This window comes from Amycolatopsis sp. NPDC114503, from assembly GCF_055633655.1.
The window spans coordinates 353,703-378,602 of sequence record NZ_JBVKDT010000005.1 but is presented as its reverse complement, the minus strand read 5'-3'; the positions used below and the strand labels follow the sequence as shown (position 1 = coordinate 378,602).

General features: G+C 69.9%; 21 protein-coding genes and 1 pseudogene. 13 read left to right on the top strand and 9 right to left on the bottom strand.

Translation table 11 applies throughout. The annotated features are described in order from the left end of the window. Positions 1-65 precede the first annotated feature (65 nt). Positions 66-851: an IclR family transcriptional regulator gene (locus tag ACZ7OI_RS23540; RefSeq protein WP_470266330.1), complete on the bottom strand. Its 786-nt coding sequence runs from the start codon at positions 849-851 to the stop codon at positions 66-68. Between the two features lie 173 nt (positions 852-1,024). Here ACZ7OI_RS23540 and mtrA point away from each other — a divergent pair, with 173 nt between their 5' ends. The 6 genes and pseudogenes from mtrA to secA all read left to right on the top strand — a co-directional run. Beyond that, positions 1,025-1,702, top strand: a complete 678-nt coding sequence (gene mtrA / locus ACZ7OI_RS23535) for an MtrAB system response regulator MtrA (RefSeq protein ID WP_005150760.1) — start codon at positions 1,025-1,027, stop codon at positions 1,700-1,702. Positions 1,703-1,709: 7 nt separating this feature from the next. Beyond that, positions 1,710-3,440, top strand: coding sequence for an MtrAB system histidine kinase MtrB (gene mtrB, locus ACZ7OI_RS23530; protein ID WP_470266329.1), 1,731 nt, complete (start codon positions 1,710-1,712; stop codon positions 3,438-3,440). Next, the gene (locus tag ACZ7OI_RS23525) at positions 3,437-5,191 is read left to right on the top strand and encodes an LpqB family beta-propeller domain-containing protein (RefSeq protein WP_470266328.1); all 1,755 of its coding nucleotides are present in this window, start codon (positions 3,437-3,439) and stop codon (positions 5,189-5,191) included. Before mtrB ends, ACZ7OI_RS23525 begins: the two co-directional genes overlap by 4 nt. An 84-nt stretch (positions 5,192-5,275) precedes the next feature. Next, entirely contained in the window at positions 5,276-5,914 is a 639-nt protein-coding gene (locus ACZ7OI_RS23520) for a ComF family protein (RefSeq protein ID WP_470266327.1), read from the top strand. A 1,103-nt stretch (positions 5,915-7,017) separates the two neighbouring features. Beyond that, positions 7,018-7,701, top strand: a complete 684-nt coding sequence (gene hpf, locus ACZ7OI_RS23515) for a ribosome hibernation-promoting factor, HPF/YfiA family (RefSeq protein WP_451997816.1) — start codon at positions 7,018-7,020, stop codon at positions 7,699-7,701. Between the two features lie 262 nt (positions 7,702-7,963). Continuing rightward, positions 7,964-10,520: pseudogene (secA, locus tag ACZ7OI_RS23510) on the top strand (preprotein translocase subunit SecA); the annotation flags it as partial. A 523-nt stretch (positions 10,521-11,043) separates the two neighbouring features. On the opposite strand, the gene ACZ7OI_RS23505 reads toward secA, so the two are convergent. Further along, positions 11,044-11,523 carry an Rv3235 family protein gene (locus ACZ7OI_RS23505; protein ID WP_470266326.1) on the bottom strand — a complete coding sequence of 160 codons (480 nt, stop codon included), beginning with the start codon at positions 11,521-11,523 and terminating at the stop codon, positions 11,044-11,046. Between the two features lie 164 nt (positions 11,524-11,687). Here ACZ7OI_RS23505 and ACZ7OI_RS23500 point away from each other — a divergent pair, with 164 nt between their 5' ends. Further along, the gene (locus ACZ7OI_RS23500; protein WP_470266325.1) at positions 11,688-12,071 is read left to right on the top strand and encodes an HAD-IA family hydrolase; all 384 of its coding nucleotides are present in this window, start codon (positions 11,688-11,690) and stop codon (positions 12,069-12,071) included. Here ACZ7OI_RS23500 and ACZ7OI_RS23495 read toward each other — a convergent pair. Beyond that, complete coding sequence (locus ACZ7OI_RS23495) at positions 12,064-12,828, bottom strand: TrmH family RNA methyltransferase (RefSeq protein ID WP_470266324.1); 765 nt, start codon at positions 12,826-12,828, stop codon at positions 12,064-12,066. The two genes, ACZ7OI_RS23500 and ACZ7OI_RS23495, sit on opposite strands and share 8 nt — an antisense overlap. Before the next feature lie 34 nt (positions 12,829-12,862). Here ACZ7OI_RS23495 and ACZ7OI_RS23490 point away from each other — a divergent pair, with 34 nt between their 5' ends. From ACZ7OI_RS23490 to ACZ7OI_RS23480, 3 genes are all read left to right on the top strand, one after another. Then, complete coding sequence (locus ACZ7OI_RS23490; protein WP_470266323.1) at positions 12,863-14,260, top strand: WS/DGAT/MGAT family O-acyltransferase; 1,398 nt, start codon at positions 12,863-12,865, stop codon at positions 14,258-14,260. Beyond that, on the top strand, positions 14,257-14,748 hold the full coding sequence (locus ACZ7OI_RS23485) for a DUF6912 family protein (protein ID WP_470266322.1): 492 nt from the start codon (positions 14,257-14,259) through the stop codon (positions 14,746-14,748). The genes ACZ7OI_RS23490 and ACZ7OI_RS23485 overlap by 4 nt, the downstream gene beginning before the upstream one ends. 131 nt (positions 14,749-14,879) lie before the next feature. Further along, entirely contained in the window at positions 14,880-15,482 is a 603-nt protein-coding gene (locus ACZ7OI_RS23480; protein WP_470266321.1) for a MarR family winged helix-turn-helix transcriptional regulator, read from the top strand. Here the strand turns inward: ACZ7OI_RS23480 and ACZ7OI_RS23475 are convergent. The 4 genes from ACZ7OI_RS23475 to rsgA all read right to left on the bottom strand — a co-directional run bounded on the left by ACZ7OI_RS23475 (position 15,466) and on the right by rsgA (position 19,389). Then, positions 15,466-16,263: an SCO4651 family lipoprotein gene (locus tag ACZ7OI_RS23475; RefSeq protein ID WP_470266320.1), complete on the bottom strand. Its 798-nt coding sequence runs from the start codon at positions 16,261-16,263 to the stop codon at positions 15,466-15,468. The two genes, ACZ7OI_RS23480 and ACZ7OI_RS23475, sit on opposite strands and share 17 nt — an antisense overlap. Before the next feature lie 151 nt (positions 16,264-16,414). Continuing rightward, the gene (locus tag ACZ7OI_RS23470; RefSeq protein ID WP_470266319.1) at positions 16,415-17,317 is read right to left on the bottom strand and encodes an SCO4651 family lipoprotein; all 903 of its coding nucleotides are present in this window, start codon (positions 17,315-17,317) and stop codon (positions 16,415-16,417) included. A gap of 179 nt (positions 17,318-17,496) precedes the next feature. Continuing rightward, complete coding sequence (locus tag ACZ7OI_RS23465) at positions 17,497-18,297, bottom strand: SCO4651 family lipoprotein (protein WP_470266318.1); 801 nt, start codon at positions 18,295-18,297, stop codon at positions 17,497-17,499. A 72-nt stretch (positions 18,298-18,369) separates the two neighbouring features. Then, positions 18,370-19,389 (bottom strand): ribosome small subunit-dependent GTPase A, encoded by a 1,020-nt coding sequence (gene rsgA, locus ACZ7OI_RS23460; RefSeq protein WP_470266317.1) that lies wholly within the window; start codon positions 19,387-19,389, stop codon positions 18,370-18,372. A 113-nt stretch (positions 19,390-19,502) separates the two neighbouring features. Between rsgA and ACZ7OI_RS23455 the strand changes: the two genes are divergently transcribed. Together ACZ7OI_RS23455 and ACZ7OI_RS23450 are read left to right on the top strand one after the other, a co-directional pair. Further along, entirely contained in the window at positions 19,503-20,258 is a 756-nt protein-coding gene (locus ACZ7OI_RS23455; RefSeq protein ID WP_470266316.1) for an SOS response-associated peptidase, read from the top strand. Then, a complete protein-coding gene (locus ACZ7OI_RS23450; protein WP_470266315.1) occupies positions 20,255-20,863 on the top strand; it encodes an alpha/beta hydrolase family protein in 609 nt (202 codons plus the stop codon). Before ACZ7OI_RS23455 ends, ACZ7OI_RS23450 begins: the two co-directional genes overlap by 4 nt. Before the next feature lie 558 nt (positions 20,864-21,421). Here the strand turns inward: ACZ7OI_RS23450 and ACZ7OI_RS23445 are convergent. Together ACZ7OI_RS23445 and ACZ7OI_RS23440 are read right to left on the bottom strand one after the other, a co-directional pair. Next, the gene (locus ACZ7OI_RS23445) at positions 21,422-22,837 is read right to left on the bottom strand and encodes a carboxylesterase/lipase family protein (RefSeq protein ID WP_470266314.1); all 1,416 of its coding nucleotides are present in this window, start codon (positions 22,835-22,837) and stop codon (positions 21,422-21,424) included. Continuing rightward, positions 22,834-23,730, bottom strand: a complete 897-nt coding sequence (locus ACZ7OI_RS23440) for an MBL fold metallo-hydrolase (RefSeq protein ID WP_470266313.1) — start codon at positions 23,728-23,730, stop codon at positions 22,834-22,836. Before ACZ7OI_RS23440 ends, ACZ7OI_RS23445 begins: the two co-directional genes overlap by 4 nt. A 169-nt stretch (positions 23,731-23,899) precedes the next feature. On the opposite strand from ACZ7OI_RS23440, the gene ACZ7OI_RS23435 reads away from it, so the two are divergent. Beyond that, entirely contained in the window at positions 23,900-24,874 is a 975-nt protein-coding gene (locus ACZ7OI_RS23435; protein WP_470266312.1) for an Lrp/AsnC family transcriptional regulator, read from the top strand. Positions 24,875-24,900: the final 26 nt, after the last annotated feature.

The following is a 24,900-nucleotide window of genomic DNA, read 5'->3' as shown; positions in this document are numbered from 1 at the left end:
TGCTGCAACTCACAAATTGCGGGATCGCGGGCGCGCTGTCAAGAGAGCCGCCGCGGCCGGAGAGGTCACGCGGAAAAGTAGCCAAGCTGAGCGGAAAGCTCCCGCGCCGCGTCTGCCATCGGCGCGACGATCTGCCGGATCCGCTGTTTGGACAGCCGGTAGGAGGGACCGGACGCGCTCATCGCCGCCACGACGTCGCCGCCGGGCCCGCGCACCGGCACCGCGACCGCGTGCATGCCCAGTTCCAGCTCCTCGAAGGACGCCGCGTAGCCGTCTTCGGCGACGCGCTCCAGCTCGGCCGCCAGCTCGTCCCGGTCGACCGTGGTGCGCGGCGTGTACTGCTCCAGTTCGTGCGCGAGCATCCGCTTGCGTTCGGCGTCGTCCATCGCGGCGAGCAGCACCTTGCCGCTGGAGGTGGCGTGCAGCGGCGTGCGCTGGCCGGTCCAGTTCTGCGTGGTGATCGCCGCCGACCCGCGGGCCTGGCTGATGTTGATCGCGACGCCGTCGTCGGCGATCGCGATGTTGACCGTCTCGCCCAGCTCCTCGGCGAGCGTCTGGCAGGTCTGCCTGCCGAGCTTCGCCAGGTCCATCCGTCCGGTCGCGGCACCGGCCAGCCGGACCACGCCGAACCCGATCGCGTATTTGCCGCGTTCGCCCAGCTGCTCGACCATCCCGTGCGCCTCCAGCACGCTCAGCAGCCGCGACGCGGTGGACTTGTGTACGCCCAGCTCGCCCGCGATTTCGGTGATGCCGGTTTCGCCGTTGCGGGCCAGCAGCTCCAGGACCGTGATCGCCCGGTCGACGGACTGCACCGCGCTTCCCGTTGCGTTTCCCGAGTCCTGGTTCCGCATAGCGCAACAGTAACCGTTCGGCTGCGATCTGTTCGGCTGAGCGGGCGAATCCGGTCGCCGCCGGACGCCAGAGGGGTCCGGATGGCCCAACCGGGCCGGTGATCTTGATCTTTCCGGTGGTCAAACGCGCGGGTCGTGCGCGCGGGTGCGGGCGGTAGTGCGAACATGTGGTCATGAAGGCACGTGTCTTGGTGGTCGACGACGACCCGGCGCTGGCGGAGATGCTCACCATCGTCCTGCGCGGGGAGGGGTTCGACACCGCGGTCGTCGCGGACGGTTCGCGGGCGCTGCCCGCGCTCCGGGAGCTGAAACCGGACCTCGTCCTGCTCGACCTCATGCTGCCCGGCATGAACGGCATCGACGTGTGCAAGGCGATCCGCGCCGAGTCCGGCGTGCCGATCGTCATGCTCACCGCCAAGAGCGACACCGTGGACATCGTGCTCGGACTCGAGTCCGGCGCCGACGACTACGTGGTCAAGCCGTTCAAGCCGAAGGAGCTCGTCGCCCGCGTGCGCGCCCGGATGCGCCGCACCGAGGCCGAGCCCGCCGAATCGCTCACCATCGGCGACCTCGCGATCGACGTTCCCGGGCACGAGGTCACCCGGGAGGGCAAGGCGATCCCGCTGACCCCGCTCGAGTTCGACCTGCTCGTGGCGCTGGCCCGCAAGCCGCGCCAGGTGTTCACCCGCGAGGTGCTGCTGGAGCAGGTGTGGGGCTACCGGCACGCGGCCGACACCCGGCTGGTGAACGTGCACGTCCAGCGCCTGCGCTCGAAGGTGGAGAAGGACCCGGAGCACCCCGAGGTGGTGCTGACGGTGCGCGGAGTCGGGTACAAGGCCGGCCCGCCGTGAGCGTGCGATGACCGGTCTCGCGGGGCGGCTTCGCGCCGCCGTCCGCGCCACGGCCCGGCTCGCCGGCCGGGTCGTGGTTTTCGCCCGCCGCCGCGCGGTGGCGTTCAACGAGCTGTGGAAGCACTCGCTGCAGTTCCGCGTCACGATCTCGACGCTGGCACTGTCCTCGGCCGTCGTGTTCGTGCTGGGCATGGTCCTGCAGAACCAGATCACTGAACGGCTGCTGGACACGAAGCGCCGCGCCGCGATCGAGCAGACCCAGGCACTCGCCGACACCGCCGCGCGCGAGCTGGTCGGGATCGGCGGCGAGTCCCCGGACGCGCTGCACACGCGCCTGCAGAACGCGCTCAAGAAGATCTCGACCACGTCCTCGTCGCGCGCGGGTTCCACCGCGGGCACCTTCGAACCGGTGCTGGCCAGCGTCGGGCGGGGGCAGTCGGACGCCGACCCGGTGTACGTCGGGCCGTTCAACTCGGTGCCGGAGCGGCTGCGCCAGTTCGTCGAGGCCGACCACCTCGCGCGGCTCGAGCACACCGTCGACGAGAACGGCGTGCGGACCACGTACCTGATCGTCGGCACCTCGCTGATGTCCGGGGCGAGTCCGCTGCAGCTGTACCTGCTGTTCCCGCTCACCAGCGAACAGACCACCGTCTCGACCGTCCAGAACACCTTGTTCGTGGCCGGCATCGTGCTGCTGCTGTTGCTTGCCGGCATCACGAACCTGGTGGTCCGGCAGGTGGTGCGGCCGGTCCGGCAAGCAGTCGCGGCGGCCGAGCAGTTCGCGGGCGGCGACCTCGACCAGCGGCTCGCCGTCGTGGGCGAGGACGACCTCGCCAAACTCGCGGTGTCCTACAACAGCATGGCGGCCAGCATTCAGAACCAGATCCGCCAGCTCGAGGAATTCGGCGGCCTGCAGCGCCGGTTCACCTCCGACGTGTCGCACGAGCTGCGCACCCCGCTGACTACCGTGCGGATGGCCGCCGACGTGCTGCACGCGTCCCGCGAGCAGTTCCCGCCCGGGCTCGCGCGTTCCACCGAACTGCTGGTCGACGAGCTGGACCGGTTCGAGGCGCTGCTCGGCGACCTGCTGGAGATCAGCAGGCTCGACGCGGGCGTCGAAGAGCTGTCCGCGGAGTACATCGACGTGCGGCCGATCGCGACCCGCGCGGTCGAGCAGGTGCGGGTGCTCGCCGGAACCGCGGGCAGCGCGGTCGAATTGGTGCTGCCGGACGAGGACACCTCGGCCGAGGTGGACGCGCGCCGGATCGAGCGGATCCTGCGCAATCTGCTGGCCAACGCCGTCGACCACAGCGAGGGCAAACCGGTGGTGCTGACGGTCGCGGTGAACGAGACCGCGGTCGCGATCACCGTCCGGGACTACGGCGTCGGCCTGCGGGCGGGGGAGGCCGACCTGGTGTTCAACCGGTTCTGGCGCGCCGACCCGTCGCGCAACCGGCGCACCGGCGGCACCGGGCTCGGCCTCGCGATCAGCCAGGAGGACGCGCGGCTGCACGGCGGCGTCCTCGACGCGTGGGGCGAGCCGGGACACGGCGCCTGCTTCCGGCTCGAGGTGCCGCGCCGCCAGGGCGTGCCGATCGCGGAAAGCCCGCTGGTGCTGCCGCCGCCCGACGCCGTTTCGGAGATCACGCTGTCGCCGTCGTCGGTCGCCGAACTGCACCCCGCGCCGGAAGCGATCCTCGCCGATCCGGCCCCGGACCGGGAGGAGGTCGGTCAGTGAGGCGGGTGCTTCTCCTTCTCGCCTGCGCGCTGGTGCTCGCGAGCTGCGCGAACGTTCCGCAGGAGTCACTGCCGGTCGTGGTGTCCGCGGAAAAGGCGCCGCAGCAGGCCAACAACGCGCCGGAGCCGCCGGCCAACGCCGAACCGCTCGACATCGTGCGGCTGTTCATCAAGGCCAACGCCGATCCGCGCTCGAGCAACGCGGCCTCGAAGGCGTTCCTCGACGACAAACAGCGCGGCGCGTGGCGGCCGAATCGTTCGTTCACGATCATCGACAAGACCTTCAGCACCGTCTACGACACCGCCGCCTCCGGCCCGACCGCGACGTCGACTCCGCCGTCGACCACGCCGGATCCGAACGTCCGCACGGTCACGGTGCGCGGTTCGGTGCTCGGCACGCTGAGCGCGGACTCGGCGTTCATCCCCGGCAGCGGCCCGGCCGAACAGACCTTCCAGGTGCGCAAGCAGGCCGACGGCCAATGGCGGATCTCCAGCCCGCCCCCGCCGGTGCTGCTGGTGACCGACGACGAGTTCGACGGCAACTACAACCCGGTCGCGGTGAGCTTCTACTCGCCCGATTCCGGGGCCTTCGTGCCGGACCTGCGCTACGTCCCGGCGAAACCGCAGTCGGGCATGCCGGGCCGGGTGATGGACCTGATCCTGCAGGGACCGTCGGCCGGGCTCACCGGCGCGGTGAAGAACCTTTTCGGCGACGGGGTGTCGCTCGAGAACAACGTGAAGAACAACGACGACGGTTCGCTCACCGTCCCGTTGAGCGGGCTCACCGGGACCAGTCCGGAAACCCGGTCGCTGATCGCCGCGCAGATCGTGCTGTCGATGCAGACCGTCACGTCCACCCGGATCCGGCTGCTCGCCGACGGCGCGCCGCTGGTGCGCGACCACGAGTACTGGCGCAGCAGCGATGTGCCCTCGTACAACGCGAGCCCGGATCTGCGGGGCCTGATGACGATCGGCGGGCGCGTGCGCTCGCTCAGCGACGGCGCGCCGATCGCGGGCGCGGTGGGCAACGGCGCGTACCAGGTGGTGAACGCGGCCCAGTCGATCGACGGCAAACGGCTCGCGGTGGTCGAACAGGACGGCGACCGGGTCCGGCTGCGCATCGGCGACCTCGGCCGCGACCTGCCGACGGTCGACCTCGGCGGCGGTTCGCTGAGCCGCCCGACCTGGCGTCCCGCCCCGACCGGAGCCGGTCCGTCGAACGAGGTGTGGACGGTCGTCGACCATTCGATCATCGCGCGGATGGTGCTCGATCCGAACGGCCGCTGGCTGCGCCAAAGCGTCAACGCGAACGACCTGCTGGCGCTCGGGCCGATCGGCGTTCTCCGGCTTTCCCGGGACGGCGCCCGCGTGGCCGCGACGGTGAACGGCCAGCTGGTCGTGGCGTCGGTGGTGCGCAGCGGCGACACGGTCACCTTGCGCGAGCCGCGCGTCCTGCAGCCTGGCGTGCTGATCGACGTCTTGGACGTGGATTGGGGTTCCACGCCGGACACTCTCGTGGCCGCGACATCCTCGCCGTCGCAGCCGGTCCAGCGCCTGTCGGTCGACGGACGGCGGATGGACGCTTACAACAGTTCGAACCTCACCGCTCCGGTGCGCGCGGTCGCGGCGGCGCCGGGCCAGCCGATCGTGGTCGCGGACGCCGGAGGACTGTGGACGGCGACCGAACTGGGCGAGGTGTGGCGGCCGCAGTCGCACTCGATGCAGAACGCGGAGCCGTTCTATCCGGGGTGATCCCTGGACTTTTTCGGCGCGAATTTCGGGCGCTGGCATTCGCGCGGCCCGAAACTGTCGGTGGTTGGCTGCACACTCTTAGTCATGGTGCTGAGACTTCTGCTCAACCTGATCCTGCCGACCTTCTGCGCCGGCTGTGAAACCCGCGGCGCGGCCGTGTGCGCCGGATGCTCCACGGCGTGGGGGTCCCCCACTGAGGTGTTTCGCGCGCCGCTGGCAGCCCCGGCCTACGCCATGGCGCGCTACGAGGGCGTCGCCAAGCGAACCTTGATCGCCTGCAAGGAACGCCGCCGTCGCGACGTGGCCCCGTTTTTGGGCCGGGTGCTGGCCGCCGGCCTGATGACGTTGCTGCCGGGCGGTCCTCGCGCCAGTCCGTGGTGCCTGGTTCCAGCCCCGAGCAGACGGACCGCTGCACGGGTTCGCGGAGGCCCGCACGTCCTGCGAATCGCGTCGGAAGCCGCTCGGTTGACTGGCGGTTATGTCGCGCCCGCCCTGGTGCTGACGGGCGGGAGGGACGCGGTCGGCCTGAGCCGGGCTCAGCGCGTGGCCAACCTGGAAGGACGACTTCGCTTCGCCGCGGCCGGTCGTCCGCCGCCGGGCGCGCGGGTCGTGGTGGTGGACGACGTGATCACCACAGGCGCCACGTCCGCCGCATGCGTCACGGCGTTGAAAAACGCGGGCGTGCCGGTGGTGGCGGTACTCGCCCTGCTGGCGACAGTCTGAAGGGCAGCCTGTCCCACGTCCGAAACCCGAACGCGCTATGGCCTGAGTCCATCCCTCGAATCCGCCGAGCCGGGAACGGCGGCGTCTGAAACTTGGACGTGGCCTGGCCCGGTCTGCCTTGAGAGTCCGCTGTGTACCGGGACTGGCGGCGTCTGCAAGCTGGACGTGGCCTGGCCCGGTCTGTCCTGAGAGTCCGCTGTGTACTGGGATCGGCGGCGTCCGAAAGCTGGACGTGCCCGGGCCCGGTCTGTCCTGAGAGTCCGTCGAGCACCGAGATCGGCGGCGTCCTAAACCCGAACGCGCCCTGGCCCGAGTCCATCCTGAGAATCCGCCGTACGCCGGGACCGGCGGCGTCCCAAAGCTGACCTGCCCCGACCCGCCGCGCCCCGAGAACCCGCCGCGCCCGAGCCCGGCCACATCCGAAACCGAAATCCGGTCACCCGGAAACCGATCGTCCGCTCCGGCCGCCCGCTAAAACGGAACGCTTCCAAAAACCACCCGCCCGAAAAACTTTCCCCGCTTTCTCTCCGAGGAGGTAACTCGCGCTCAAACGCCCACTACCGCCAGGTGTCACCTACACGAGTGATGTCAAGAGGGAACCTCCCACCGTCGTCGCCCGTTGTCCGGATATGAGGGTCAAGGCCGGAATCACACCCGCACCGGGGCAGTTCGCCGAGGTGGCGGCTGTGCTGAGGGCCTCGGTCACCCTCGGCGTCCGAGGTGTCGCCGGGTTGCGCCGTCCGCGTGAAACTTGGGCACGCGCGCTCGGCCTTCCGAGCGGCGGTTTCGGGCTGCGCACGCATGATTCACTGCGCCCCGTGACGAGTTCCCGGATCGTGACATCCCCCGGCTCGGGGGCTGTTGCGGACGGCGTGATGAAGCTAACGTGCACCGCTATCAGCAATACCCGCAGGCAGGGAGGTGTGCAGCCCATGTCCCTGGCGCCGGCGGCCCGCTGAGTTCGCGTTCGCGCTACCGCCACGAGACGTCGTGATCCGGTCGCGAATTCTTTATCAGCCCGCCGAACCCGTGCAGTAACCGCTGTAGTACCGGTGCCGTGAGAACACAACAGCTCGCAGTTTCCTCAGCGAGGGAGGTCGTGTATGGACATCGTCGTTAAGGGCCGCAACGTGGAGGTGCCCGAGCATTACCGGGCGCTTGTCAGCGAAAAGCTGGCCCGCCTTGAGCGCTACGACAAGAAGGTCATCCGCTACGACGTGGAGCTCTTCCACGAGCCCAACCGCAGGCAGGCCAAGAGCTGCCAGCGCGTCGAGATCACCGGAAAGGGCCGCGGTCCGGCTGTTCGCGCGGAAGCGAGCGCAGCCGACTTCTACGCAGCGCTCGACTCCGCCGTCACCAAGCTGGAAAACCGGCTCCGGCGGACACACGACCGCAGGCGCGTGCATTACGGGCGCAGCCGTCCGGAGTCGGTCGCCGAGGCGACGTCGATGGTCGGCGGATCCGATGCCGTCGCCGGGCCCGCCATGGGCACGGCCGTCCTGGACGCACCCGACGCGACCGAATCCATGGTGAACGGTTTCGCGGCGACGAGTGCGGGCGACATTCCCCGGCAGGGGCGCTGGGAAGACGAGGACCTGGGCCATCAGCCCGGCCGCGTCGTCCGCGAGAAGCAACACGACGCGGACCCCATGACGGTGGACCAGGCTCTCTACGAGATGGAGCTGGTCGGCCACGACTTCTACCTGTTCAACGACTCCGAGGCCGGTCGGCCGAGTGTCGTCTACCGGCGAAAGGGCTTCGACTACGGCGTGATCCGGCTGGGCTGACCCCGCCCGGACACCACCTCGCCGGCGGCCCGCACGCGAACGCGTGCGGGCCGTCCGCGCGCCCGGAGCGCGACCCGCGACACGACCTTCGTCGGGACCTGTGCAAACCTCCCGTGACCTTCTGCGACGACGTGCGTGCGCGGACCAGTCCGCGTTCCCTACGATGGGGGAGACGGCGGCGGCGCACACGGGCGCCAGCCGTGGCGATTACTGCCCGGGAACGGCCTGGGCTCGATCATGATCAGCTAGTGAGGTCGACCGGATGGTGCTGAACCGCCTGCTCCGCGCGGGCGAGGGCAAGATGGTGAAGCGGCTGCGCAACATCGCCGATCACATCAACACCCTCGAAGACGACGTGAAGGACCTGTCGGACGCCGAACTGCGGGCCAAGACCGACGAGTTCCGCGAGCGGTACGGCAAGGGCGAATCCCTGGACGAGCTGCTGCCGGAGGCGTTCGCCGTCGCCAGGGAAGCGGCGCACCGGGTGCTCGGCCAGCGGCCGTACGACGTCCAGCTCATGGGCGGGGCGGCGCTGCACCTCGGCCAGGTCGCCGAGATGAAGACCGGCGAGGGCAAGACGCTGACCTGCGTCCTCGCCGCCTACCTGAACGCCATCCCGGGGGACGGCGTGCACGTCGTCACCACCAACGACTACCTCGCCAAGCGCGACGCCGAGTGGATGGGCCGCATCCACCGCTTCCTCGGTCTCGAGGTCGGCGTCATCATCGCCGAGCAGGACCCGCAGGAACGGCGCAAGCACTACAACGCCGACGTCACCTACGGCACGAACAACGAGTTCGGCTTCGACTACCTGCGCGACAACATGACGTGGTCGCTCGACGAATGCGTGCAGCGCGGGCACAACTTCGCGATCGTCGACGAGGTCGACTCGATCCTCATCGACGAGGCGCGCACCCCGCTGATCATCTCCGGCCCGGCGGACCAGTCGTCGCGGTGGTACGTCGAGTTCGCCCGGCTCGCGCCGCTGATGCAGGGCATCGACACCACCACCATGGGCACGCGCGAGCGGGTCGAGAAGGCCAACCTGATCAACTCGAAGTACCACTACGAGACCGACGTCCGGAAGCGCACCGTCGCGGTCACCGAAAAGGGCGTCCGGTTCGTCGAGGACCAGCTCGGCATCGAGAACCTCTACGAGGCGGCGAACACCCCGCTGGTCGGCTACTTGAACAACGCGCTCAAGGTCAAGGAGCTCTACCACAAGGACAAGGATTACATCGTCCGCGACGGCGAGGTCATGATCGTCGACGAGTTCACCGGGCGCATCCTCGTCGGCCGCCGCTACAACGAGGGCATGCACCAGGCGATCGAGGCCAAGGAAGGCGTCGAGATCAAGGCAGAGAACCAGACGCTCGCCACGATCACGCTGCAGAACTACTTCCGGCTCTACAAGAAGCTGTCCGGCATGACCGGTACCGCCGAGACCGAGGCGGCCGAGTTCCACCAGACCTACAAGCTCGGCGTGGTGCCGATCCCGACGAACCGGCCGATGGTCCGCGCGGACCGCGCCGACCTGATCTACAAGAACGAGCAGGCCAAGTTCGAGGCCGTCGCCGAGGACATCGCCGAGCGGCACGAAAAGGGCCAGCCGGTGCTGGTCGGCACGACGAGCGTGGAGAAGTCCGAGCACCTGTCGAAGCTGCTGCTCAAACTGGGCGTGCCGCACGAGGTGCTGAACGCGAAGTACCACAACAAGGAAGCGCTGATCGTCGCGCGCGCGGGCAAGAAGGGCCAGGTCACGGTCGCCACGAACATGGCGGGCCGCGGTACCGACATCGTGCTCGGCGGCAACCCGGACATCATGGCCGACGAGGTGCTGCGCGAGCGCGGCCTCGACCCGGTCGAGCACTCCGAGGAGTACGAGGCCGCGTGGCCGAAGGTGCTCGAGGAGATCAAGGAAGAGGCGCGGGTCGAAGCGGACGCGGTGCGCGAGGCGGGCGGGCTCTACGTGCTCGGCACCGAGCGGCACGAGTCGCGGCGCATCGACAACCAGCTGCGCGGTCGTTCGGGACGTCAGGGCGACCCCGGCGAATCGCGGTTCTACCTCTCGCTGGGCGACGACCTGATGCGCCGGTTCAACGCGGTGCTGGTCGAACGCATCATGACCACGATGCGGCTGCCGGACGACGTGCCGATCGAGCACAAGATGGTCTCCAAGGCGATCAAGAGCGCGCAGACCCAGGTCGAGCAGCTCAACATGGAGACCCGCAAGAACGTCCTCAAGTACGACGAGGTCATGAACGAGCAGCGCAAGGTGATCTACGCCGAGCGGCTGCGCGTGCTCGGCGGCGAGGACCTGCGCGAGCAGATCGAGCACATGATCATCGACGTGGTCAAGGCGTACGCCGCGGGCGCGACGTCCCAGGGCTACGCCGAGGACTGGGACCACGAGCAGCTGTGGACCGCGCTGAAGACGCTGTACCCGGTGAGCCTCGACTGGGACGACTTGGTCGAGGACGGCGACCTCGACGCGGAAGGCCTCACCCAGGCGCTGGTCGACGACGCGCTCGCCGCGTACGCCAAGCGCGAGGCCGAGATCGACGAACTGGTCGGCGAGGAAGGCTCGATGCGCCGCCTCGAGCGTCAGGTCATGCTCACCGTGCTGGACCGCAAGTGGCGCGAGCACCTCTACGAGATGGACTATCTCAAGGAGGGCATCGGGATGCGGGCGCTCGCGCAGCGCGACCCGCTGATCGAGTACCAGCGCGAGGGCTTCGACATGTTCCGCGCGATGCTCGACTCGCTGAAGGAGGAGGCCGTCGGCTTCCTGTTCAACCTTCAGGTCGAGCGCGCCGAGCCGGAAACCGCGCAGCAGCCGGAACCGTCGGCGCTCCCGGGCGGCGTCACCTCCGCGACCGCCGCGGCGGCAGGCGCCTTCGGCAACCAGGGCGAGGACGAGGGCGGCAAGCACGCTCGCCCGGCCCCGCCCCAGCCGCCGGCCACCGACTCCGATTCGGTCCCGTCCGCCTTGCGCGGCAAGGGACTCGGCGGCGGTGTCCAATCCGGACTGACGATGTCCGGGCCGTCTGAGGGCGGCGGCGTCGAGTCCCATTCGGACAGCGCGAACGACGCGGAAGCGGGCGGCGCGGGCGGTGGCACCCGGCGCGAACGCCGGGCCGCCGAGCGGGCGCAGTCCAAGAAGGGCAAGAAGGGACCGCGTCGCTGACGCGTCCCTGATCCGTCCACTGTGGACGGCTGAGCACGACTGAGAACGGCAGCACGAGAACGCTCGTGCTGCCGTTCTGTCGTCTCCTGTCCTGGCCAGTCCACATTAGACTCGCCGCTGGCCCGTTGTCCTAAGACTCAGGACACGTGTCCTGTTCAGGCGACTGACGGACGTCCGGCCTGCGCGCTCTCGGCTCGCGGTGCGAGCACGTGAAACCGCGTGCACACCCAGCCCGTCCGCGTGCGCTCGAACCTGGCCGCCAGCGCGAGCACCCGAGGTCCGGAATGGATGACCGCGCTGGTCTCCAGCGCCGTCTCGGTCGGACGGCAGACGCGCAGATCCCCGGCGACGTGATGGCGGATGCCCGGCATCAGACCCTGGCTGCTGAGCCGGGAGAACAACGCCTCGTCCACGAGCGGACGGATCTGCCCGGCCGCCCGTCGTCCGGCGAGGACTTCGAGGATGGCGTTGAGACGCTGGCTGAGCCGTCGTCCGGTCGGCGGATCGGTGAGCCGCAGCAGCCGGTGCCCGGCGGGCGGCAGATCGTACGGCGACGGCCACGCGCCGCGGCGGTGCGTTCGTCGGCCCGTGACCTCCAGGACAGCAGACAGCGGCCGGAGGCTGTGGTTCGTCATTGAGTTCCCTCCCCGAAACATGGACGTCCGCCTGTTTAGTGCGCGCGGCCGCCGCGCGATGGGACGTTGAGTGCCTGATCCGGCGAAAAGGTCAGAACGGTGCAGACGGGATGCGTCGGATGCGCTAAGGGCCTTGTCCGGGCGAGGGCAGATAGGCTGGCGAAGTGCTGAAGGGCTTGCTAGTCGACTACGCCGGAGTGCTTACCGACCCGGACGCCGCGCTGCTCTACGAGTACCTCCGCGACGCCCGCGCGAACGGCATGCGCACCGCGCTCGTGTCGAACGCGCCAGGAGCCGCGCCGGGGGTGAAAACCGAGCTGTCGCAATACTTTGACGCGCTCGTCTTCTCCGGCGAGGTCGGCGTGGCCAAGCCAGACCGGGAGATTTACCTCGTCGCGGCCGAGCGGATCGGGCTGGCCGCGCCCAGATGCGTGTTCGTGGACGACGCCGAGCGGAATGTGCGCGGGGCGGTCGCCGCGGGCATGGTCGGCGTGCACCACCGCACGATCGCCGACACTCTCGACGAACTCGGGGCGTTGTTCAGCTGACCCCGCGCCGCACGAGTTCGAACGACAGCACCGCGGCCGCGGCGGAGACGTTCAGCGATTCGACGTCGCCGGGCATCGGGATCGACACCCACTCCGTGACCAGTTCCGCGACCGCCTCGCCGACGCCTTCGGTTTCGCCGCCCAGCACGAACGCCGACCGCTGCGGCAGTTCGACGTCGAAGACCGACGTCGCCGCCGAGGCGCCCAGCGCGAACAGGCTGTATCCGGCCTCCACCAGCATTTCCGCCGCCTCGCGCGCCGATCCGCAGCGCAGCACCGGTGCCCGGAAGGCAACGCCCGCCGAGGATTTCACCACCATCGGGTCCAGCGCGGCTACGCCCCGGCGCGGCACGATCACGCCGGATAACCCAGCGGCCGTCGCGGTGCGCAGGATCATTCCGACGTTGGCCGGCGTGGTGATGCCGTCGAGGAGCAGCAGTCGGGCGGGCGGGCGGCGGTCGTCGAGGGCGGCGGCGAGGGCGCGCATTCGCGGCGCGACGACGTCGGCCAGTACGCCCTGGTCCTGTTTTCCGTTGCCGGCCAGCACTTTCACCCGGTGCGCGCTCGCGCGCTGCACCTGCACCCCGGCGGCTTTCGCGGCGCGCTGGATCTCCGCGGCGGCGGGGCCGCGCGCGGTGTCGGCGAGGATCACCTTGTCCACGCGCAGGTCCGGATCGCCCAGCGCCTCCAGCACGGGCTTGCGCCCGTAAACGGTCAGGAAGCGGTCTTTCGGCGAACCCGCCAGCTCATCACCCACACCGGCCAGTCTCGCATTGTGTAAGGATCGGCTCATGCCCGACCGCCTGTCCGCGCTGGACGCCTCGTTCCTGTACGTCGAGGACCAGACGACGCCGATGCACGTCGGGGGCGTGGCGATCTTCGAACGGCCGTCGTCCGGCTTCGCCTACGAGCAGGTGCTCGACCTCGTCGGCGCGCGGCTGGCGTTCCTGCCCCGCTACCGCCAGCGCGTGCTCGCCGTGCCGGGGCACCTCGCGCGCCCGGTGTGGGTGGACGACGTCGACTTCGACCTGAACTACCACGTCCGCCGCTCCGCGCTTCCGCAGCCGGGCAGCGACGACCAGCTGTTCGACCTGGTCGCGCGCCTGATGTCGCGCCGCCTCGCGCCGGAACGCCCGCTGTGGGAGGCGTATTTCGTCGAGGGACTGGCCGGCGACCGGGTCGCGATGGTGACGAAAACGCACCAGTCCGTTGTGGACGGTGTCGGCACGATCGACCTCGGCCAGCTGATCCTCGACGAGACCTCCGAACCGCCCGAACCGTTCGAGGACATGTGGGCGCCGCGGCGCGAGCCGAGCCGTGCGCAACTGGTCCTCGACGCGATGAGCGAGACCGTGCAACGCCCCGGCGAGCTGATCGAAAACGTGCGCTCGATCGCGGGCGACGCGGTGACCACGGTGAGCAAGGCCGTCGAGACGCTCGGTGGTGTCGCGGCGACGGTGGCCCGGCCCGCTCCGTCCGGGCCGTTGAACGTCCGGGTGTCCGGCGGCCGCGTGTTCTCGGTCGTGCGCACGCGGCTGGAGGATTTCCGCAAGATCCGCGCGAACCACGGCGGCACGGTCAACGACGTCATCCTGGCCGCGATCACCGGCGCGCTGCGGGAATGGCTGCTGTCGCGCGGGGAGAACCTCACGCCGACCGAAACCGTGCGCGCGCTCGTGCCGATGGCGGTCACCGACGCCGAAACCGCCGAGTTCGCCACGCCCGCGCTGGTCGGCAACGAGGTCGCGGCGTACCTGATCGACCTGCCGGTCGGCGAGCCGAGCGCGGTGCTGCGGCTGCAGCACATCGGCCACGCGATGGCCGAGCACCTGAATTCGGGAAGATCGGTGGCCGCGCGCGGGTTGCTGAAGGTGAGCGGGTTCGCGCCGGCGACGCTGCATTCGCTCGGCGCGCGGGCGGGCGGATCGCTGTCCGGGCGGATTTTCAACCTGATGATCACGAATTCGCCGGGGCCGCAGGTGCCGATGTACGCGGGAGAGGCGAGACTGGTGGAGATGTTCCCGGTGATGCCGCTGATGCGCACGCAGGCGCTGGCGATCGGGGTCACCTCCTACCACGGCGGTGTCTACTTCGGACTCAACGGCGACCGCAAGGCCGCGTTCGACGTCGGGCTGCTCGGCGGGATGATCGAAGAAGCGCTGGAAGAGCTGAAGGGTGCGCACTGGTGAGGGTTTATCTGCCTGCGACGATCGCGATGCTGCGAGACCTGGAGGCCAATGGCGAATTCCGCGCTCGCAGCGGCACCGGTTTCGCGCTGACGCCCGCCCTGCGCGAGGCGTACGCGAGCGGTTCCGACGAGGAACTGGAATACGCGGCTCTGCTGGACGCGGCCCGGGCGTCGCTGCGCCTGATCGCCGCTGAGGAAAAGGGCGAACCGCGGCGGGCGGTGGTCTCGGTGGACGTCGACGACGCGACGCTGCGCCCGGATCTGGACGCGGCTGTCGTGCGTCTCGCGGGTCCGGTGCCGAAATCCCAGATCGCCGCGATCCACGTGGACTCCGCCGAGGCGGAGGAGGCGGTGACGGCCGCCGCGGCCGTGATCGACGCGGCGGATCTCGGCGACGAGGACGCCGAATTCACCCTCGGCGACGCCGAAGACCACGAGCTGGCCTGGTACGCACTGCAGGAACTGCCCTTCCTGCTCGAACTGCTCTAGCGGTCCGTGAAGGGCTCCTTGAGGGAATCAGATTCCCTCAAGGGGCCCTTCACGGCACGTCAGCCGACCACGGCGGTCACGCGGATTTCGACCCGCCCGCGGATTCCGGCAGGTGGTAGGAGCTCACGGCGATGACGTCGCGCCAGGTGGCTCCGGCCGTGGCGAGGGTTTGCTCGACGTCGTCGAAGGCCTGGACGATCTCGTCCTCCAGCGCGTCCGGGAAGTTCCAGTCGTCGTCCCACCCGCCCAGCGCCCGCACGCCGGACGAGGCGCAGTGGCTCAGCGCCGCCGAGAAAGAAGCGTGGACCGGGCTGGTTTCGCTGGTCCTGCTGCTGCCGGGACGGCTGGAATCCCCGCTGCAGCACGAAGCCGGGCTGACCCTCTTCGAGTACTTGGCGTTGAGCCACGTCTCGGAAGCACCGGAACGCCGCCTGCGGATGAGCGAACTCGCCTACTTGGCCAACGGTTCGCTCTCCCGCTTGTCCAACGTCGTCAAACGGTTCGAGCAGCGCGGCTGGGTCGAGTGGTCACCGGATCCGGAGGACGGCCGCTACACCCTCGTCGCCCTCACCGAGTCCGGCTACGCCGTGGTCGTCGAGGCCGCGCCTGTCCATGTGCGCACGGTGCGGCAGTTCGTGCTGGAGCCGCTCAGCGTCGCGGATCAGCAGGCGCTCGCCCGGATCGCGGCCAAGCTGCGGGTGCGGCCGCTGACCTCGCTTAGCCGCTGGTCATGACGCCGATGTCAGCGGGGGCGGGGGCGTCGATCGTGACCGGGGAGTTCCAGTCCGTGTAGCGCGCTTTGACCGTGGCGACGCCGGTCTGGCCGGTCGCCTGCATGACCGGCGTCAGGTCCAGGACCAGCTGCATCGGCCGGTGCTGCGAGTCCAGCCAGAGGTCGAACGGGACCGTCTTGCCGCGGTCGCCGAGGCGGGTCAGCGCTTCGGCGGGCAGGCCGCCGGGCAGTTCGGAGCCGAGTTTCGCCAGGTCGACGGTCAGGTGATAGTGCTCGGCGGAGGCTCCGTCGAGGGTGGTTTCCTCGCTGGAAGCCACCGTCCCCGCCGTGCGGACCTGCGCGAGGGTGCGCGCCGGGTCGTTCTGCTCGGCCAGCTGCGCCAGGCTGCCGCCCAGCACCTGCGAAAGCGGATCGGTGCCGTCCGGCGACACCTTCACCCACGCTTTGTGGTCGCTGACCTGGTCCCGCGCGCTCTCCGGGACCTTCGCGTACAGCGTCTTGCCGACTAGGCGCAGTTCGAGCGGCTCGCCGACGTAGTCCGTCGTCATCGACAGCGCTGTTCCGGCGCGGTCGAATTTCGCCTGGCCCTTCCCGTGGGACACGAGGGTGCCGGTGGTGACGTCAGCGGTGAACTTCGCGGTGTGTCCGGCCAAGGTCGCGGCGGAGGCGGCGTCCGCGAGCGTGCGGGCGTCCGTGAAGCGCTGCGGTGCCGGGGTGCTGGAGCATCCCGCCGAGGCGATCGCCAGCAGCGCGGCGACACCCGCGACGGCCGTCCTGCGCATCCGAAAACCCTCTCTGACCGGCCGTAAGTGCCTCCAGCCAAGCACAGCGGGCGGGGCCGCCCCGTTCGGGGGAACGCGTGCTACCGGCAGTAGCGCACAAAAAACGGGCCCCGAGCCGGAACGGCTCGGGGCCCGCGAAAAGCTCCGGGGATCAGCGCCCCATCTTCTTCATCATCTCGCCGAAGTCGGTGACCTGGTCGGCGGGCGGCGCGGCCACGTCGACCGGCTTGCCCCAGTCGGTGTACTTGACGGTGATCTTGCCGCCGGCCGAGGCTCCCGAGCCCGTCGGCGCGCCCAGCGACTTCATCATCTCGGACTGGTCCATCGTGACCTGCAGCGGAAGCTGGTCCTTGTCGATCCAGATCTCGGCCGGGATCTTGATGTTCTTGCCCGAGAGCATCTTCTTCATCTGCTCCTGGACCTCGGCGGGCTGGCCCTTGGAGTAGCTCTCGACGGACTTGCTGACGTCCAGCTCCACCTTGTAGTGGTTGACCTTTTCGCCGTTCAGGTCGACCTGGTCGGCCCCGATGATCTGGCCGGTCTTGGAGACCTGGTCGAGGATCTGCGTCGGGTCGCTCTGCTGGGTCGACTGCGACATGGCCTTGCTGAACGACTGCGACATCGGGTCGGTGGCGTCCGGCGAGATCTTCAGCCACGGCTTGTCCGAGCCGAACTGCTTGGCCTGCGCGGCCGGGACCTTCATGTAGAGGGTCTTGTCGACGTAGCGCATCTCGGTGGCGCCCTGCGGGGTGTTCATGGTCATCGTCATGGCCGAGTTCTCGCCGTCGAAGCGCATCGAACCCTCGGCCTTGACGGACTGGCCTGCCATGTTCATGTCCATCGACATCTTCGCCGACTTGGCCTTCTCGGTGCCCTGCTTGGCCGCGTCGGCCAGCTTCAGCGCGTCGCTGAACGGCGACGCCAGGCCGGACCCGCCGTCCTTGGACTGCCCGGCCGGAGCCGCGGTGCCGTTCTCGGCGCTCGAGCCGCAGCCCGTCAGCACCAGCGCCAGCGCCGCACCGGCGGCGACGGCGAACGTCGTGGTCTTGCGCATGGTTCTCCCCCTAGGAAGGAATCGGTCTTTCACCTGCGTTGTCGCCGTTCGGCCTTGAGGGCCGCGTCCCTGCGGTCCGGCGCGCGGGCCACTGGCGGGGTGACTCCGCGAGGTTGCTTCTGTGACGCGCTCCGGCGGCGAAAGGTTCCCTCCGCCGGAGAGGTTTCTTCCGGTTTATCTTATCCGCCCATGTCGTCCACCAGATCCGCAGCTGGCGCGGCGACCTCGACCGGAGTGCCCCAGCGCTGGTACCGGACGGTCAGCACGGAGCCGGTCATGTCGTGGTCGAACCGGGCCATAGGCCGTTCGTCCAGGGTGACCTTGACCGGCCGCTGGTAGTCGTCGAGCCACAGGTCCAGCGGGATCCGGACGCCCTTGCCGGACAGCCGCGACCGGATCCGGTCCTGCGATTCGTCGGCGATGAACCCGATCAGATGCTCGGAGACACGGTCGAAATCGAGCTGCACGGTGTAGTGGGTGAGCTTGCGGCCGTCGAGTTCGGCCGGCGCGGACCCGGTCAGTTCGCCGGCCTTGGCGAGCTGGTCGACGGTGCGCAGCGGGTCGGTCTGTTCGGCGGTTTGCTTCGCGAGCTTCCAGAACGCCCTGGAGTACATGTCGGTGGCGAGCGGGAAGAAACGAATCCACCGGCGAGCGGAATCGAGCTGGTCAGCCTGCGCGCTGGCCGGTTTGAAGAACAGCGTCTCGCCGGGCATGCGAAGTTCGCTGCCGTTGGACAGGCGCATGTCGACCGCGGTGCGCGGGCCGTTGAAGAGGAGGCCGACCTCGACTTCGGTCGCTTTCGTGCCGCCCTCTTCGGACATGATCAGCCGCACCGTGCCGGTCTTGCCGAGGCTCTGGCGGACGGCTGCGGCGAGCGACCGGGCGTCGGTGAACGGGCTTGCCGTCGACGATGCGGGCGCGCCGCACCCAGCCAGCGCGAGCGCGGCGCAAACGGCCACGGCGCCAACGCGGAGCCGCATGAAGTTCCCCCTGGATTGTGGTGCTGTCGCACTCCGTATCGGCAGCGGACGCCAGGGGTTACGCCGGTCAGATCACGATTCGGCGCCGCCGCTGCCGCCGCCCGCTCGGGAGACCAGCAGCCTGCGCAGCGACGCCAGCCGGTCCGCCCCGGCGTTGCCGTCGGAGACCACGGCGTCCAGCGCGCAGTCCGGGTCCTCGGGCGGGCCGAGGTGGCCGCAGTTGGTCGGGCATTCCTCGGCGGCCTCGGCGAACTCCTCGAAGGCGTTGACGATGTCGTCCGCGGTCACGTGCGCGAGCCCGAACGAGCGGACGCCGGGGGTGTCGACCACCCAGCCCCCGCCTGCCAGCGGCAAGGCCACCGCGGCCACCGAGGTGTGCCGGCCTTTGCCGACCGAGCTGACGACGCCGGTCGCCAGTTCGGCGGCGGGCACGAGACGGTTGACCAATGTCGACTTGCCGACTCCGGAGTGTCCGACGAGGGCGGTGATCCGGCCGCCGAGCCGTTCGCGCAGGCCCTCGGGTTCCTCGTCGTGCCGGGTGACGATGGCCGGGACGTCCAGGCCGGCGTATCCGGCGAGCAGCGAATCCGGGCTGGCGAGGTCGGCTTTCGTCAGGCACAGCACGGGTTCCAGGCCGCCCGCGTAGCACGCGACGAGGCAGCGGTCGATGAATCCGGGCCGGGGGAGAGGATCGGCCAGCGAGGTGACGATCAGCAGCTGCGCGGCGTTCGCGACCACCACGCGCTCGTACGGGTCGGTGTCGTCGGCGGTGCGGCGCAAGACGCTGGAACGCTCGTCGACGCGGACGATCCGGGCGAGCGTGTCCGGCCGCCCGGAGACGTCGCCGACCAGCGCCACCGTGTCCCCGACGACCACCGAGACGCGGCCCATTTCGCGGGCCCGCATGGCCATCACGACGCGGCCCGGATCGGCGTCGACCGCGCACGTCCAGCGTCCGCGGTCCTTGCCGATCACCATCGCGGTGACCGCGTCGGCGTGCTCGGGCCTGCGCTTGCTGCGTGGCCTGGTGCCCTTGCCGGGACGCACCCGCACGTCGGATTCGTCCAGCCGCCTCCAGTCGCCTCGACCCAAGCCGCCCACGTCCTCCCGCGTCGCCCTTTGCCTGGTCGAATGATCCCATGCCGGTCGCGCCAGGCCCGGTTTGCGTGCGACGATGGCCGCCGAGGCACCCCGAGGAGGTTGGCATGTGCGGCCGTTACGCCGCGACGAAAGACCCGGCGAAGCTGGTCGAGGAGTTCGCCGCGGTCGACCTGACCGAGGGCCGGGCGCGAGTGGACCACAACGTCGCGCCGACCAAGAACGTCGTGACCGTGGTGCAGCGGCATCCCCGCGACGCCGACGGGCTCGTCCTGGAAGAGGAGCCGGCTGAGCGCTCGCTGCGGATCATGAGGTGGGGCCTGGTTCCGTTCTGGGCCAAGGATCCTTCGGCGGGTTCGCGGATGATCAACACCCGTGCGGAAACCGCGAAGGAAAAGCCCGCGTTCAAGCGCGCGCTGGCGTCGCGGCGGTGCCTGGTCCCCGCCGACGGCTGGTTCGAGTGGCGGCGCACGGGCAAGGAGAAGGAGCCGTTCTACATGACGGATCCCTCCGGGAATTCGCTCGCCTTTGGCGGAATCTGGGAAAGCTGGCGGCCGAAGGACGACGCCGACGCCGAGCCTTTGATCACCTTCTCGATCCTCACGACGGACGCCGCGGGCCAGCTCACCGACGTCCACCACCGGATGCCGCTGATCGTGCCGCGCGACAACTGGGCGGGATGGCTCGACCCGGATCGGTCCGAAGTGGACGAACTGATGGTGCCGACCTCGCCCGCGGTCGTCGAATCGCTGGAGCTGCGGCCGGTGTCGAGCCTGGTGAACAACGTCCGCAACAACGGCCCGGAACTGTTGCGGCGTACGGAAACCGAGCAATCCGTCGACTCGCTCTTCGATTTGTCATGACCACCCTCGAGATCGACACCGAACACGGACTCGCGCGGGTCGAGCTGCATTGCGCGCCCGACGGTGACGCGGTGCTGCTCCTCGGCCACGGCGCGGGCGGGGGCATCGGAGCGAAGGATCTCGTGGCGGTAGCCCAGGCGGCGAAGGCGGCCGGGATGCATGTGGCGCTGGTGGAGCAGCCGTATCGGGTGGCTGGCCGTCGGGCTCCGGCGCCGGCTAAGCAGCTGGATACGGCTTGGCTGACGGTGGCGGATGAGGTTTCCGCGCGGTTTGACGACTTGCCGTTGGTGTTCGGCGGTCGTTCTTCGGGTGCGCGGGTTGCTTGCCGGACGGCTTCGGCCGGGCAGGCGGTTGCGGTGCTGTGTCTGGCTTTTCCGGAGCATCCGCCGGGGAAGCCGGAGAAGTCGCGGCAGGCGGAGCTCGATGCGGTGGAGGTTCCCGCGCTGGTGATCCAGGGGGAGCGGGATCCGTTCGGGAGGCCTTCGGCGGCACCGCATCACGAGATCGTCGTGGTGGCTGGGGACCATACGTTGGCGAGCGATCTGGACGCGGTGGCTCGTGCTGCGGCGGAGTGGTTGGGGCGGGTTGTCCGGCCGCATCTGTGACGGTGCTGGCTGTGGGTGGTTCGGCTCGGAAAGCCGCAGGTCAGTGCTCCTTGGATAGTGTTGTCCCGCGATTCTGGTTTTCGCCGGTGACGTGGCAGGCAGAGAAATCCTCGACGCGGGTTGCGGTGCTGGCCCGCCGTTCGGTCGAGCTGGCCCGGAAGAGCTAGGCGAAGGCGCGGACCGCGGTTAGCCGCTGCCCTGAGCCGACGAGGCGTTCGATGACGCCGTCGCCGCGCTGGGGTCCACTACGTCGCCGCGCTGGTGCTCCACTATCTGGAGGACTGGACCACCCGCTGATCGAACTGCGGCGGATCATCCAGCCCGGCGGACGGTTGATCCTGGCTGCGGCGGGGTTGTCCCGCCGCCCCCGGCAGGCCCGCTTCGGGTAGTTCGGTCGCGTCGGTGGCACGCGACTGGCTGTGGACAGTTCAAACAGTCATTTTGCCTGCTCAGCGCCAGCTCCGTGGAGTTATCCACAGCTTTGCTGGCCTGTGGGCAACTGGCGCTGAGACAGATCTCGGGCGGAGAGCGCCGGATAGCCTGGGCGGTAGCACGGCGTCAGATCTTCACCTCCCAGTCTTCGGAGATGCGCATGACCGCGGTCGCGTCCGGGCGGTAGGCGGGCCAGCCCGGGTCGCCGTTCGTGACGTAGGAGACCCAGGCCGTGTGGGTGCGGGCGGCCAGTTCGGAATCCGGTCGTTCGCTGCCGAGCAAGCCCGACTGGCCGTACAGGCCGGGCAGGGCGGCGTGGTCGAACACGAACGGCAGCTCGGCGCAGTGGCACGCCCCCAGCGGGTGGTCCGGGCCGGGCTGGGGCCACGCGAACTCGTAGACGTGGGTGCGGTTTCCGGCTCCGCTGTGCGCGTCCGCGAGGAGGAGGTTGCTCGCCGTGTACGCCTCGGTCATCAAGCGCGCGGCCAGCTCGGCCGGGGACGAGCCGGGGCGCCGCTCCCGTGCGCGGGCGATGGCTGCGTCGGGGTCCGGGAACCGGCGGGCCGCGGCGGCGTACAGCTGGGTCTCGTCGACGTTCGCGGTGTACAGCCTCGCCTCGTCGGCGTTGGTGCCGATCAGCAGGCTGACCGGGGCCGTGCGCCCCGACGCGGGCTGATCCGGCAGCGTTTCCTCGTCCAGGACTGGTTTGTACGCGCTGGTGCCCAGCGACGTATCGCGGAATCCCGCGATCGCGGCCGGGGGCATCGCGGCCGGTGCGGAGACCAGCTGCTCGTCGTCCAGTTCGCTCAGCGCTGCCGCGGTAGGAGCCACCCCGAGCGCGTCGGCCGTCGCCCGCGTGATCAGGTCGGCCTTCTCCGCCGGGAAAGCGCATTCGCCGCTGCCGCTCTGGCTGATCGCCCGGCGGAACAAGCCCTCGGCGCCCGGAGCGACGAGCAGCGCGGCGACAAGCATGGCCCCGGCGGACTGTCCGGCCACCGTGACGTTGCCGGGGTCGCCGCCGAACGCCGCGATGTTCCCGGCCACCCAGCGCAGAGCCGCGAGCGCGTCGAGCAGGCCGCGGTTGGCCGGGGCGTCGGGGAGCCGCAACCACCCGGCGACCCCCAGGCGGTACTGCACTGTCACCAGGACGACGCCGTCGCGGGCGAAGGTGTCGCCGTCGTAGAGCTCGGTCTGCCCGGTGCCCGCGGTGAACCCGCCGCCGTGGAAGAAGACCAACACCGGCAGGCCCGCGGTGGCCGGGTCGGGCGTGCTGATGGTGACCGACAGGTAGTCCGCACCGGGAATCCAGCCGGAACCCAGCACCGGCCGCAGGTCGGTGCCGCCGAAATCGCGCCGCGCGGCCGGCGTGGTCGGGCCAGGGCGGGTGCCGTCGCGCACGCCGTCCCAGCGCGGTGCCGGGGAGGGAGCGCGGAACCGAGCCGCGCCGGACATCGGCGCGGCATAGGGGATCGCGCGAAACGTGTGCACCCCGTTCCGCACAGTGCCCCGGACTCGCCCGGCGGTGGTGGAAACCACGGTCATGCGTCAGACCCCCATCGCGTCACGGCGAACTTCGATCCGTCCCGGACGACCTCCACAGCCGGTCCGGCTCCGACATGTGCGGGGAAGACCAGCGCGCGGTCCTCGGCGGCCTGGCCGAGCAACCGGTGCCGGGTCGCCGCTGCCTGCACGGGGTCTTCGCAGAAGCAGCTGTTGAGGCCGGGCTCGGCGAACTGCAGCGGGTGGTGCAGCAGGTCGCCGACGAACAGCGCCCGGTCGGCGCCGGAACGCACGGTCAGCACGCACGACCCGGGCGTGTGCCCGGGAGCCGGTTCGAGCCGGAGAGCTCCATCGATCTCGCAGCTGCCCTCCCACAGTCGGGCCTGTCCACTGTGGACCACCGGAGCGACGCTGTCGGCGAAGACATTTTCGTTGATCTGGGCCAGTTTCGGCCGATGCGGGCCAGCCGGGTTCCAGTAGTCGTGATCGGCGCGCGGCAGCAGGTAGGTCGCGTTCGGGAACGTCGGGCGCCACTCGCCGTTGTCGAGGCGGGTGTTCCAGCCGACGTGATCGGCGTGCAGGTGCGTGTTCACGACGAAGTCGACGTCTTCGGGTGCGACGCCCGCCGCGGCCAGCCGGTCGAGGAACCCGGTGCGCAGCTGGTGAAACGCCGGGGTGCCGGGCCGGTCCTTGCCGTCGCCGGCACCGGTGTCGACCAGGATCGTGGCGCCCCCGCTGCGCAGCACCCACGTCTGCACGCAGGTGCGCAGCAGTCCGGACTCGCGGTCCCAGGAATCCGGCGGAAACCCGGATTCGTGCGCTCGCCACGTGTCTTGCGCGAGGCCGGGAAACATCGCTTCGGGCGGGCGGGTGGTTCCTTCGTACTCGACGACGCGCGTCGCGGTCACCGAGCCCAAGGCGATCGGGTGGGTCATGCGGTCACTTTCTCCGTCCGAGACAAGCTCGACGCCTCTGTTTGGCCGTGTTCCTGCACAAGAATTCCATGAAGTGCCGTATCCAGGCAATCAGTAGTGATATTCGCCTGATTCAGTCATGATCTCTCTTGGGTAGGCTGCGCTGCACGAACTCGAAGGAGGGCACCCGGTGGCCGACGACGGCGTACTGGACGACTTCGACCTCGACCTGGTCGCCGCGCTGCAGCACGCGCCCCGCGCACCCTTCGACGTGCTGGCCCGCGTCCTGGACAGCTCGGCGCGCACGGTCGGGCGGCGCTACGGCCGGATGCTGGAGGAAGGCCTGCTCCGCGTCATCTGCGAGGTCGACTGGTCGCTGCTCGCCGAGGCTCCGCCAGTGCACGTGTGGATCGGCGCCGAGCCCGGTCGGGCCCGCGAGGTGGCGGAAGCACTGGTGCGCCGCGCCGACACCACTCACCTCGCACTCGCCGCGGGCCGCGGAGAGGTGTACGCCGTGGTCCACGGGATGACCCGCGCCGCGACGGCCCGCGCGCTGGTCGACGAGATCCCCGCCGTGCCCGGCATCCGCTCGGTGCGCGCGGAGTGGGCGTTGCGCCGGCTCACCAGCTCCGCGGCGTGGCGGCTTCGGCGGCTGACTCGCGAACAGGAGGAGATGCTCGCCGGGCACGCCGGGGCGGCGGGGGAGGAACCCGGGACCGAGCTCGGCCCGCTGGAGCGCGAAGTCGCGGCGGTTCTGCGCGACGACGCGCGGACGCCCTACTCGGACGTCGCTCGCGTGCTCGACATCTCCGAGTCCCGGGCCCGCCGCGTCGCGACCGCGATGTTCGGTTCCGGGTTGCTGCGGCCTCGCGTCGAGATCGAGCCGGGAAAGCTCGGCTACCGGGTCGAGGCCGTCCTCGGCATCTCCTGTCCGCCGGCGGCGACGGCCCGGCTCGGCGCCGCGATCGCCGCGCACCCGGCGACCCGGTACCTCGCGCTCACCGCGGCGTCGTCCACCTTCGTCTACGACGGCGTCTTCCGCGGCGAAGACGACCTGGCCGATTTCGTGAGCGGCGGTTTGCCCGGCAGCGACGACATCACCGCTGTCGAGTGCACCCTTCAACTGGAGATCCTGAAACGCTACTGGCGCGCGCCGACCCCCTGACCGAAGTCCGTGCCAGGGTGGATCCC